Genomic DNA, 11,779 nt, shown 5'->3' on the forward strand with positions numbered 1-11,779 from the left:
ATCCGAGCGCTCCTATCACGGTTAGTCCATCCACTCCCAGTGTCGCCAATGGATCGGAGAAACTTCAGCAGGCGCTCCGGTCGCTGAGCTGATCCAGCCCCATAGGAAGCAACGTCATGACACCGCAGTCAGGCTTTTCAGTCCGTCCGCTGAAGTGGAGCCGCCCCAGTCTCTGAAATTGAGCGGCCCCTGCCGTCCACTTGAAATGCCCCTGCCCATCTTCAACAGCGACGGTGGTCGACAGATATAGGTACGATGGACGGGCGGAAAGGTTCATGGTCCACCCTGTCAAGCAGCGCGATGGCGATGCCCCGAACTAACGGGTGTCGCCCCGGTCCCTTAGCATTCCGACAGGTCGCACACTTCCAATACCTTCAATGATCGTTCTAGAACACAATTGGCAAACTCGCTATTCCCCGTACACGTGTCTATTGCTTTGTTCTTTTGGTCAGTCACACAGTCAGCGTAACTGCGGCCCTTTGCTTCACCGAATTTCTGTCGAAATTTGGCTTGGCAAGCTTTGCTTGCTCTCGCGGTCTGCTCAATCCATTTGTCACGGTCGAGAGCTTCGGCCTGATGGATCGACCCAAGCAACATCGCGATGATCAAAATGGATCGCATTGGCATCTCTGTTTCCACTGCGGGGCCATCCGACTATGATTTGAGGTCTCGAACGCCGCTCAAACCCTACCGGCCCGCTGATGTGCAACCTCTATAGCATCACCACCAACCAAGCCGCCATCATCGCGCTGTTCCGCGTCCTCAACACATACGTGGGCAACCTGCCAGCGATGCCCGGCGTGTTTCCCGACTATCCGGCACCGGTTGTTCGCAACACGGACAGCGGGCGTGCACTGACCAAAATGCGCTGGGGGATGCCTTCACCGATACGCACTGGCGGCCCGGCGGTCACCAACATCCGCAACACGTCGTCGCCGCATTGGCGGATATGGATGAAGCCTGAGAACCGCTGCCTCGTCCCGGCCAACAGCTTCGCCGAATACGCACCAGAGCCGAACGCGGAGACCAAGAAGAAGGATTTGGTGTGGTTTGCGCTCAATGAGGATCGGCCTCTGGTCGCATTCGCCGGGATTTGGACCACGTTCCATGGCGACCGGGGCACCAAATCGAGGCCGATTCCCGGACCGCATCAGGTCTACGGTTTCCTGACGACCTCGCCGAACGCCGTGGTCGAGCCGATCCATCCGAAGGCCATGCCCGTGATCCTGACGACCGACGAAGAGCGAGACGTCTGGATGCGCGCGCCTTGGGATGAGGCGAAGGCGCTGCAGCGACCGCTACCAGACAACGCGCTGAGGGTTGTGATGCGTGGGGATGAGAAGGAAGATCGGGCGGCCGCGTAGAGGCGGGTTTCTCTAAAGAAAAAAAGGCCGCCGGGGCCGCGGCGACCTTCAGGACTGGAGGGGAGGACTCCAACACTCAGTGGGGCTGAGTGTATTTCTCGAATAGCGCGGCCTTGAGGGCCGCCGATTGATGCAGATCAACGGGACCTCAGAAAGGCTCACCCTCCGCCTGATCGATCCCAACGACTACACGGTCCACGAAGACAACCGCATCCGCTATGCCAAGGAGCGATCACCCGGCCTGTGGCTGTGGCACGTCCGTCCACATCAACATTCCCGGCCCGCCATACGGCACACCAACACGCTGGATGAAGCCAAGGCGTGGTTCAAGGCGGCTTGGCTTGCTTTCAAAGACAAGCATGGCCCCGAAAAGATGGCGAATGCTTCAATGATTATGCTGCGGGCGATCCGAAATAATCCGGCTTACCCACGGAACCTTTAGTTCCCGGTTGGGTTGTCTTCGAAAGGAGTATCAATTTATGAATAAGTTTTCTTTAGTTGTAGTTGCGGCAGTTACGCTGTTGGGTGCCGGTGCGGCGTCTGCTCAGGGCGTTGAATTCGGTGTTGGCCCCAGTGGTGCTGGGGTTCGTGTTGATGACGGTTATCGTGGTGAGCGTGGAGATCGTGATTGGCACCGAGACCGTGATTTTCGACGCAGTCGGAGTCAGGTCATTGTCGTTCAACCAGGCAGGGACCGTCACTCCGACCGGGATCACCGACGTAATCACTATTACGAAGATCGCGATTGAATAAAGAAGACGGCCCGCTTAGCGGGCCGTTTTTCTTCGGCAATCACGCGTCTATTAGGAACCGGGCTGGCCACGTTTTACTTCCGCGTGGCCAGTCCGGTCCGTTGTGTTGACAGGAAACGCGAAGTTTCGCCGCCATGCCGGGCGACCTCGCCTCTCGCCTGCGCGGCTTGGTATTCGTCAGCCAACCTGCGCTTGGCCTGCACCTCGATAATCAGGGCATCGGCCTGCGCCCGGTAGACGAAGAGCGCGGGGCGTAACAAAATGCGTATCGTGTGAGACAACGCGCGAAGGATCACCCCCATGACAACACTTGAAAAAGGTATCACCCGGAACGGAGAAGGCTTTGCAGGCAAGTCCTGGAATATTCTTGGTCAGCACTATTTTCCGAAGGCCGTCTCCGAATCGACCTTCGCCTTCGAGACCAACACGGAGCCGGGACTATTCGTCCCCGTCCATATTCACCCGACCCAGGATGAATTCATTCTTGTGCAGGAAGGTACGCTCGACCTGAAGCTGGATGGAGTCTGGACCCAAGCCCAGGTTGGCGACCTCGTGCGCATGCCGCGCGGCATTCCCCACGGTTATTTCAATAAATCGGACAAGCCGGTGCGCGCGTTGTTCTGGGTCTCGCCTTCGCGCAAGCTGGAAGCGCTCTTCAATCACCTGCATAACCTCACCGATGTTGCGGAAGTCATCCGCCTCTCGGCCGAGCACGAAGTGGATTTTCTCCCCGAGGATGCCAACGCCTAGCGCCAGGTTCCAGCGCCTTCAGCGCGGCTTGAGCGTTTCGCGCGCAACGATCAGTTTTTGGACTTCGGTCGCGCCCTCGTAGATGCGAAGGGCGCGGATCTCGCGATAGAGGCTTTCAACGATCTCGCCTTTTCGCACGCCTCGCCCGCCGAACATCTGTACGGCTCGATCGATTACCTTTTGTGCGGTTTCGGTGGCTGCGAGCTTCGCCATCGCAGCCTCGCGGGTCGTCGGCAGCTTTTGGACATCGCGCCGCCACGCAGCGCGATAGGTCAGAAGCGCAGCAGCATCTGTTTCGGTAGCCATCTCGCCAAGCGCGGCTTGCGTCAGTTGCAGGTCCGCCAGCGTACTGCCGAAAATGCGCCGCTCCCGCGCATGGCTGACCGCTTCATCGATTGCGCGTCGTGCGAAACCCAGCGCAGCGGCCGCAACCGAGGCCCGAAAGATATCGAGGGTTTGCATCGCGATCTTGAAGCCGCCGCCCGGCGCTCCAAGCCGCCGGCTGGCTGGAATCCGACAGGCGTTAAACCGCAGCGTTGCCAGCGGGTGCGGAGCGATGACGTCGATCCGATCGGCGATGCTGAATCCTGGATCATCCGGAAACACGACGAACGCCGAGATTCCTCGCGCTCCGGGAGCCTCACCCGTGCGCGCAAAAAGCGTGTAAACGTCAGCGATACCACCGTTGGAAATCCAGGTCTTCTCGCCATCAAGGACGTAACTGTCACCGTCAGCTCGCGCCGCACAGCTCATGGCGGCCACGTCCGAGCCGGCTTGCTTCTCCGAAAGAGCGAACGCCGCGAGCCATTCCCCCGCGCGCACCTTCGGCAACACTCTGTTCCGGAGTTCGGGCGAACCACCAAGCGCGATCGCACCCGAACCCAATCCTTGCATGGCAAAGGCGAAATCGGCCAGACCGTCGGCGTACGCCAGCGACTCGCGGGACAGGCAGATGGAACGTGAATCGATCGTCGCCACGTCACCATCCGGTGATGCGACCGCACAACCAAGCAACCCCGCCTCGCCCATCGCACGCACAAGCTTGCGGCAGGCGCCGTCGACGTCATTGTGGTCGATCGCATCGAGAGCGCCTGAGCCCACGAAATGATCGAGCGCCTGACCGATCGTCCGATGACGGGGCTCGAAGAATGGCCAATCCAGCCATTCGCGAGAGATCACTTTCGAAGCGGAACTCATTGGTCGCCCCCGGAGGCAGGTTTGCGCTTCGCGGCGATTGCCTCGAAGACGCGGCCGAAATCGCCGGTCGTCATGCAGATCGCCTGCGCCTGGGCGTCCGGTTCGATCGGCTTGCGATGCCCATGGCCCACCCTTGGTTCATCATTGTCTTCGTAACGAACGGTATTGGCAATCTCTTCCGGCGTTACCAGCCGTCCCTTCCGGCTTCGCTTGACGCGTTCCGCCTTGGTATTTGCTGCTCAGCCATTTTGCTCGGCCGACGCAAACTCAGCGACTGGCCAGCCTGGGGGGCCGCCGGCGGATGGCCAGCCGTGGTCGTTGAAGAAGGTGGCCCGAGTCCGGCAATTGGGAACATCGCGGGTGCGCCGGATGGAACTACCGAGAAAACACTCCCGTGACCAATAGGTTGCGAAGCGCCGGCTTTCGCTGGCGGTAACGCTAGTCAACGCGCGTCGAGTTTGGTCCACTTGTGAACGTTGCGGTCCTCGAAGATCGTGCGAAATTCCAAAATTGCCAATGGCTCATTCGCCACCGGCAGAAATTTTCAATTCGCCGCTGACGACGATTGATTCGTCGGAAAATAGGGACTTAAATAATTTGGGGGTGAGTTTGCTGTTAGGAGGAGGCGAACGTGAATCCCAGGGGTGCAGTATTTCCACCTGAGTTGATTGAACTGATGAAGTCGGTTCTTGACGATGCAACCGCTACGCTTCCGGAATCGCAACGCACCTCGGCTGTGAAAGCCGAAATGGCGTCGACCATCCTTGCGTGTGCGGCAAAGGGCGAAAGAAACCCGGCGGCCCTTAAAAGCCATGCTCTGACAGCCGCGCACGTTCCTTGCTATTCCCATGACATACTGCCGGAGCGGCGGGCGGTCTAAGACGTCGAAATTCACCGGGAAGAGCCAACTGGCCTTGGCCCAGATTGTCTAATCTGCGAGTCTCAGACTCCAGCGCGCTGACGGCTGCGTCGAATCACCTTGTCAAGAATTGACCTACCCGTTCAGCAGTGCATGCTCCACGTAATGACGAGTGTTGCACATAGTAAAATCGTCCGCATGAGCAATGGACGGTACTGTTTGATCCGGGACCTGGGTCTAGTGAAAGGCGGCAAGGGGCTGAGGCACCATCAGCTGCTTTTGGAGCTATCATGGCGTGGCGTCTTGAAGTTCGCGGTATCAAGAGTCCGCGATAGAGCGGCGAAAAGCCTCCGAACGCAGGCGCCCGAACCATCCAAGCCGTCCCTCAATTAGACGGCAGCGGCTTGGCAGGGCTCGGCTTCGTGCGCCGGCCTTCAGTGGTAGTCAGCTTCATGCCCCTGAGCCACGAAATCAAGACCGGTTGCCGGCCGTCATCCCGTCTAATCGTCAACGTACGGTTCGCAGCGACGCCTTGGCATGCTCGCCGGCGCTCGCCGCGGCAAGCCGGACGCCTGCGGAGCCGCTTCTTTAGAGCGCGGCACTCGCGTCCCGTCTCACCCGGCGCTTCGTCCGCCTCACCAGCCAAAACCTAAGTTCATGTTTCCGACAGCGATCGCAGATGAACCCTACTCACAGGATCTTCCTCGTCGGGCACCAGGTGCTGCGAGCGCTGCCGTTCCGGGTTAAAGCGCCACGCGGAAGGTCGGGGACCCGCGCTTAAGCCATCGGGGCCATTTTCCTAATCGATCGCAAGTGAGGGTATGTCACAACCGACAGAAAGACACGGTGTGCCCGAGCGGGCCGCGTTCGCATCTGCGAACCACATTTTTCACATATTGGTCTTTGAACTTGGCGGTGATGCGAATCGGGGGATTCTCGTCACTCGTCCCGGGGGGACACACAATGTGGGTGGCCGTTGAAGTGAACGTTGCGCTGTGGGGCATGATCTTGTGCGCGCTGCAAGCCGCGCAACACTGGGCTAGCTGAAAATCCAACGAACTATGTTGTAGCTGCCCCAAGCGATGGCGCACAGCCAGGCGACTGTGGCAATGGCCTCAATGATTAGCCATTGCCCAAGCTGGTATGGCGACCAGCCTGCGCCAGTTGGCGACAGCTCCAGTGTTCTGATGCAATCGAGAGACCTCAGCGCGAGAGAACCCGGGTTTGCGCGACTTCAACAGCAGACGCCAAATGCACTTGCGATGCTGTTTGATCGCGCTGGGCTTGCTTGATCTCCTGCCGCAACAAGGCGATCTCCGACCACAAGCGTTGCAGGCTCTCTTCTGAAACGGTCTTATCTGCCCTCATAACCCGAACTCCACAAAAAGACGCTACTCACCTGGCGGAACGCTTCCCCCGGCTACGGCAATTTAAGCGAAGAACGAACCGGGTATCTGTGTACTAGTTCACTTTTGGCGCCGAAATTTCAAAATGGCCGCCTGTCAACGGCCCTGCCGGTAAAAATTGATGGGTAATGAAATTCAGCCCCGACAAGAGCGAGATTAGAGTTTTCCACAGGTTGGTTGAACTCCGTATTATTACGGAGATCCCGCGGACAGAACCTATTCGAAGCGGTGCGGGCAGTCGAAACCTGTGGCACCTGTTTCACAGGAGGAGGACCGCGCACTACGGCACCAAGCCGGACCATAAGGCCGGGAAGCTGAGGCGATAACTACAACTTAACGGTTGCAAGCCACTATCGTTGTGACCATTTGGCCGGTCACCGTACCTGAGGAGAGCCGTCGCTGATCTCAACCCAGCGGCGGCTTTCTTCGTGTGCAGCCCGCAAACCCTTTATGCGATTGCCTCTTAAGTCGTGTATGCCGAGCCATCTGCGAACGGAGACAAGACAACGGGTTCGATACCGCCCATCCGCTCAAGCGAGATGAAACCGAGGCCTAGAGCCGGATGGGCCGCTAACAACGTATTCTCATTTCTGCTTCACGGGAGCAGAAATCAGAATTAGACCATCGCCTCAAAACTACCAGTAAGTCTTTGAAAAGCAGTTATAGGCAATGTGGTCGCACATTCAATCCGTCTGTTTGGCAGCGGTCGTCCTTGTCGTCGGTCTTGGCCATGCGCTTGGTCAATCGGGACCGCTTGTGGGGGCCGCTGCATTTGGTGACTGGCACTCCGATAAGCCGGGATTGAGTCGGATCATAAGACCAGAGGATTTACCGAAACCCGGGGCAACGTCCTCGGTCGCCAATGTCGCTCATGTGGTGCCGCGACCACCAACCGCTATCCCGCAGGCACCGCCCGGCTTTAAAGTCGAATTATTCGCTGACGGATTGGACGCACCACGCGAGATGCGCGTAGCGCCTAATGGTGACATTTTCGTCGCGGAAACCCGCGCGGGCAGGATCCGCATCCTGCGAGGGGCCAGGGGAGACTCGAAATCCGTAAATGAGATTTTCGCAAGCGGGCTTAACCAACCCTTCGGAATTGCCTTTTTTCCAAGTGGAGACAAACCTCAGTGGGTTTACGTCGCCAATACCGACAGCGTGGTTCGTTTTCCTTACACGGTCGGGGATACCAAAGCCGCCGCAAAACCTGAGGTCATCGTTGCCGGGCTACCGAGTGGAGGAAGTCACTCGACGAGAAACCTGGTTTTCACGACCGACAACAAACGAATGTTGGTGTCGGTTGGTTCGAGAAGCAATGCCGCCGAGGGCCTAGGAAATCTAATAGGAAAAATGCAGTCGTGGTGGGGTGGCGAATATCCGCTGGGCGCAAGTTTGGGAACCGAGACAGATCGCGCAGCAATTTTGATGTTCGATCCGGATGGAAAGCGCCTTGGCGTGTTTGCTACGGGCATCCGCAACTGCGTCGGTCTCGCGGTTCATCCTATGACCGGGGATTTGTATTGCTCGACCAATGAGCGCGATGGTTTGGGAGACAACTTAGTGCCGGATTACATTACCAGGGTGCGCGAAGGTGCGTTCTACGGGTGGCCTTGGTTTTTCATCGGCGACAATCAAGATCCGCGACATATTGGAAGGCGGGGCGACTTGAGAGGAAAGATCGCCACTCCCGATGTTCTCATCCAAGCCCATTCTGCCTCTCTCGGGATGACTTTTTACAACGGCAAAATGTTTCCGTCTGAATATTGGGGTGATGGTTTTGCGGCCGAACATGGATCTTGGAATCGGTCCAAACGCACCGGCTACAAGATCATCCGAATTCCTCTCAAGAGTGGAGTTCCTACGGGGGAGTACCAAGACTTCCTCACCGGGTTTGTCATCAACGACTCCGACGTTTGGGGAAGGCCCGTCGGGGTGGCGGTCGCTCACGACGGCGCCCTTCTCGTGTCAGAAGACGCGAACGGAACCATCTGGCGGATTTCGCGCTGAAAGCGCGCCTTTGTCGCGCCCCTGTGCCTTTTAATTAGGCGGTTTCAGCACGTCGGAGCTAAAGATGTACGCGAGAACAGACCAGAATCGACCAACATCTGATTTCCTGGCCCCTTTGTTCTTGAGGCCTCCAACTGAATCACACCTTATCGCGGGCCGCCGCTCGGAGCAGCCTCCGGCAAAGAGAGCGATCCTAGAGTCCTTTGCAGTGACAGATAGCCGTCGGCAGCTCGCGTCGGCCACACTGCGCTCGTCTGATCTTCATCCACGCGCTGATCACAACCTCGGCAGATCACCAGTTTTTTTCTCAGTTCATTGTCAGCGGCCTGATTAAGGGCATCCAGGGCCGAATCCCATTCCTTTGAGTGTGGCTCCAGCTTGGCAAGCTCATGTTCGCTCGCAGACGCATCGCTAGACGACAGCGCCGCGTTGCCGGTATGTCGAAATCTTATGCGTTTCACATGTTTGGGTTTCGGAATGGGACCGAACTCCGCCCGTGCATTCGAAGGCGGAACGTAGCCCCTGATATCCTGACAACAGCCGCCGAGAGCTAACGCCGCGGCGAACGCAAATGCCAATCGTCTGGTCATTTTGGGTGCGCCTGTTGCCCCGCACGATGGGTGGACTGCTCAGACAAAGCTGCCCAGTTATGGTTAATTTTCGCTTAAAGGCAGCAGGGCCGACTCGCATTGGTTAGCGTAGCCTAGCCTAGCCAAGCCAAGTCATTCATTGCGCGGGGAGCGGATAACCGACTTCTCTAAAGCGAGCGATGACGACTGATCCGGGTCACGCGTGGGCGGGCCTGGCACGAGCATTCTGGCGGCGTCAGCATTGGTCGGGTGCGATCACGTGTCCGGCCTGCTGGTGCGGCAGGTTAGCTGGTGGCTTGGAGCCGCGGCGACGTGGGAGGCCGCCTAGCGAGGCGGCCCTTCTTCTCCTTCCGGTTGTAGCGCGCTTTTTTCGCTCTGCAATTTGCGAAGTATGTCCTCCAGAACGTTGGTCAGCTCGTGGTCAATCACCCGTGAGGTAAGTCGTGTGTAGTACGCGATCTCGAGATCATTGCGCTTCTTGCACATCGCTATTTTTCTTCGGGCGAATCCGGTTGCAGTTAGTGACAACCTACTGTTGGTTGGGCTGCAATCGCCTTTGGTCTTGACCCTGCACTCCGCGTGGCGGTGGAAGTTTGGGCATGGCGCTGCGTGACGGGTTGGCCGCTGTAGGTTGTGAAACAGCCATCGGTTTGGGTCGTTGTCGCTGCGCGGAAATTGCGAGGCGCGCGACTTGATCTTGAGTGTCCTTGAGCTGCGAAGCAATGTTCGTCATAAGATCCTGGTTTGCTTTGAGCTGGTCTGCCAGGGTGCTGATTTCACGGGCCAGCTGAGACTGTGCACCCCTTAACTCTTCCGTCAGTTCAGCGTTGTGACGCGCCGCCGTGTCCGCTGTTTTGAGGCCATTCGCCAATTCCGCGTCTTGATGCGCAATCTGCGACTGCTCCGTCTTGAGCTGATCGATACCTTGCGCCACGGTTGCGAGTTCGCGGGCGATGTCCTGGATCTGGTGCGTCAGTTCGGCAGCTGCGGGAGCGCTGGTCGGAGCGGTTGGTACGCCCTGCGGCGGCGCCTGAACCTGCGGTCCACTATCCGTCTTCGACACGACATCTGAATTGTGGGATACGGACTGTGCCAGCAGCTCCGCTTTTTTCGTCATCGACAACGATGACGTCGAGATAGGCTCCGATGCGACCTGTCCACCGCCTGACTGCCACGCAAGTAAAGCAGCTCCGACGCATATCAGAACCAGTAGCCCCCCGAGCCTCCGCGGCGCGAGTTTAACGCGCAGCAGATTTGTGACCGGCTCGCGAACGCGAATGTCAGAATGATGGTGCTTCTCATCTCTCTTTTTCTTGGTCTGCTCAGACTGCAAAATCTCCTGGTCGGCTCCTCCGATCGAACCGAGAGCTTCTTCGATCGCGGCGAGCGCCAGATCGCGAGACCGTTTATCGTGCGGGGTAAGTACAGCAGACATCGACGCTTCTCTTCACTTCCACTGATATACTCGGGTGTGCAGGCAGATTAGCACAGACCGGCCAAAAAAGAGCGCAGATTGATACAAGAACGTGGCATGGAAGGGGCATGGCTGCATCCCGCTTCGTTTCGCGTTGATCCGGTGACACGTCGCGCCAGGGGCTGGGTTCATCAGCGATGACGATCGGAAGTATAACGTCCCGACCTGGGGGCGAATGTTCTCTGGCATCTCGTGATGCAAATTGTTTGGAACTTCTCCTCGGCGCGGTTTTCGGCCGCGCAGCTTCATTGCTGGCAGTTTGACAAAAGGGGCTTATATTGTCGGTGCTGTCTCACATTGGCAGATGGACTGGGTTCGTTTTTGCGATGCAGGCCAAAGCATGAGATCTGCAATTGCAGCTATCGCGATCACCGTGACGAGCGGGTCCGTACTGGCTCAGACCCAGCGTACCCCCCCGTCTGCCTTCGCTACGTTTCCGACGATGCCATCTGCCTTCGCGACGGCTCCGCTCAGCCCCTGTTACGGACGACGCTCGTATTGGGCCTATCGATCGGAGGGTACGCGCCGGTACCGCTGGTCGTCATTCAACCCTACTAGCCCCTGTTACAGCGGCACCCCGTACCCGTATTATTCAGCATTTGAGCCCTTCCAAGCCCCGGGCCGAACCAGTCGGCCAGCCTTGCCGGGCGCTGCGAGCCTCAACGAGAACGAGGCAAGGGCGCGGATTGAAGCCAAGGGGTATCTAAACATTTCCGGTTTGGTGCAGGACCGCCGCGGAATTTGGCGGGGCGAAGCTACGATGAACGATGGCAGGTCCGTTGACGTTGTCGTCGATTTGGAAGGCAACATCTATTCAGAGCTGACTACGCTTCATATCCGGATTGAGCGAGCGCCACCGCAAAAGAAAAATCGGTGATCGCGAGCCTGCGAGCGCTCCTGTTACCGATTGACCTCCGGTCTACGTTGGCATTCAATATTGTTTTGGTTGAGTAATTCGAGGTGGGCATTGTGGACAGCCGCTATATTCTTTCAGCTCTGGCCGGCCTCTTTGCCGCTGCGAGCATCTTTGCCGTTGCAACGACGATCAGGCACATTTCGCACCAGCAAGTCATCGCGGAGCATCGCTGATTGTCCGGTCTCGGCTTGAACGACTTGCCTCCGCAAGGAGACGCGCCCGGAGATCATCCGCGTCAAGCGCGCTCCTGAAACGAGGGATCGATAATTGAGGCGCCGCAGTTGCTTGATCATGGGGCAACCGTCTTTCAGAAACGGCCTGCCCCGCCACAACAAATGTTTAGGCCAGCTGTTAAAAAGCTTGCATCTTAATTGGTAAACGGCCCCCCTTGCGTGAGCCCGCGATTGAAGCCAACGCGGAGCCAATTCTAGGGGCATCTTTCGGACGGAAACGTTCCTAAGTCC

General features: G+C 57.9%; 10 protein-coding genes. 6 read left to right on the forward strand and 4 right to left on the reverse strand.

The genetic code is table 11. The features are described 5' to 3' along the window. The first annotated feature begins 701 nt into the window (after positions 1-701). The 3 genes from WB528_RS13800 (at position 702) to WB528_RS13810 (ending at position 2,117) form a co-directional block, all read left to right on the forward strand. The gene (locus tag WB528_RS13800) at positions 702-1,364 is read left to right on the forward strand and encodes an SOS response-associated peptidase (RefSeq protein WP_423888971.1); all 663 of its coding nucleotides are present in this window, start codon (positions 702-704) and stop codon (positions 1,362-1,364) included. 127 nt (positions 1,365-1,491) lie between these two features. Beyond that, positions 1,492-1,806, forward strand: coding sequence for a hypothetical protein (locus WB528_RS13805; protein WP_423888972.1), 315 nt, complete (start codon positions 1,492-1,494; stop codon positions 1,804-1,806). Between the two features lie 119 nt (positions 1,807-1,925). Continuing rightward, positions 1,926-2,117: a hypothetical protein gene (locus WB528_RS13810; protein ID WP_423888973.1), complete on the forward strand. Its 192-nt coding sequence runs from the start codon at positions 1,926-1,928 to the stop codon at positions 2,115-2,117. Positions 2,118-2,190: 73 nt separating this feature from the next. Here WB528_RS13810 and WB528_RS13815 read toward each other — a convergent pair whose 3' ends face one another. Then, complete coding sequence (locus WB528_RS13815; RefSeq protein ID WP_423888974.1) at positions 2,191-2,418, reverse strand: hypothetical protein; 228 nt, start codon at positions 2,416-2,418, stop codon at positions 2,191-2,193. Here WB528_RS13815 and WB528_RS13820 point away from each other — a divergent pair. Then, the gene (locus WB528_RS13820; protein WP_423888975.1) at positions 2,417-2,866 is read left to right on the forward strand and encodes a cupin domain-containing protein; all 450 of its coding nucleotides are present in this window, start codon (positions 2,417-2,419) and stop codon (positions 2,864-2,866) included. The genes WB528_RS13815 and WB528_RS13820 overlap by 2 nt on opposite strands. Positions 2,867-2,884: 18 nt before the next feature. On the opposite strand, the gene WB528_RS13825 is transcribed toward WB528_RS13820, so the two are convergent. Next, entirely contained in the window at positions 2,885-4,063 is a 1,179-nt protein-coding gene (locus tag WB528_RS13825) for an acyl-CoA dehydrogenase family protein (protein WP_423888976.1), read from the reverse strand. Positions 4,064-5,120: 1,057 nt separating this feature from the next. Between WB528_RS13825 and WB528_RS13830 the strand changes: the two genes are divergently transcribed. Further along, the gene (locus tag WB528_RS13830; protein ID WP_423888977.1) at positions 5,121-5,315 is read left to right on the forward strand and encodes a hypothetical protein; all 195 of its coding nucleotides are present in this window, start codon (positions 5,121-5,123) and stop codon (positions 5,313-5,315) included. 1,682 nt (positions 5,316-6,997) lie between these two features. After that, on the forward strand, positions 6,998-8,335 hold the full coding sequence (locus WB528_RS13835) for a PQQ-dependent sugar dehydrogenase (protein WP_423888978.1): 1,338 nt from the start codon (positions 6,998-7,000) through the stop codon (positions 8,333-8,335). A 146-nt stretch (positions 8,336-8,481) separates the two neighbouring features. Here WB528_RS13835 and WB528_RS13840 read toward each other — a convergent pair whose 3' ends face one another. Continuing rightward, a complete protein-coding gene (locus WB528_RS13840) occupies positions 8,482-8,925 on the reverse strand; it encodes a hypothetical protein (RefSeq protein ID WP_423888979.1) in 444 nt (147 codons plus the stop codon). A 529-nt stretch (positions 8,926-9,454) separates the two neighbouring features. After that, complete coding sequence (locus tag WB528_RS13845; protein WP_423888980.1) at positions 9,455-10,360, reverse strand: hypothetical protein; 906 nt, start codon at positions 10,358-10,360, stop codon at positions 9,455-9,457. Between the last annotated feature and the right edge of the window lie 1,419 nt (positions 10,361-11,779).

The organism is Bradyrhizobium sp., from assembly GCF_049586575.1.
Lineage (GTDB): Bacteria > Pseudomonadota > Alphaproteobacteria > Rhizobiales > Xanthobacteraceae > Bradyrhizobium.

Bases quoted from the DNA above. Each gene is read 5' to 3' on its own strand.
- WB528_RS13815 (WP_423888974.1), bottom strand. From the start codon at position 2,418: ATGGGGGTGATCCTTCGCGCGTTGTCTCACACGATACGCATTTTGTTA.
- WB528_RS13825 (WP_423888976.1), bottom strand. From the start codon at position 4,063: ATGAGTTCCGCTTCGAAAGTGATCTCTCGCGAATGGCTGGATTGGCCA.
- WB528_RS13820 (WP_423888975.1), top strand. From the start codon at position 2,417: ATGACAACACTTGAAAAAGGTATCACCCGGAACGGAGAAGGCTTTGCA.
- WB528_RS13830 (WP_423888977.1), top strand. From the start codon at position 5,121: ATGAGCAATGGACGGTACTGTTTGATCCGGGACCTGGGTCTAGTGAAA.
- WB528_RS13840 (WP_423888979.1), bottom strand. From the start codon at position 8,925: ATGACCAGACGATTGGCATTTGCGTTCGCCGCGGCGTTAGCTCTCGGC.
- WB528_RS13800 (WP_423888971.1), top strand. From the start codon at position 702: ATGTGCAACCTCTATAGCATCACCACCAACCAAGCCGCCATCATCGCG.
- WB528_RS13845 (WP_423888980.1), bottom strand. From the start codon at position 10,360: ATGTCTGCTGTACTTACCCCGCACGATAAACGGTCTCGCGATCTGGCG.
- WB528_RS13835 (WP_423888978.1), top strand. From the start codon at position 6,998: ATGTGGTCGCACATTCAATCCGTCTGTTTGGCAGCGGTCGTCCTTGTC.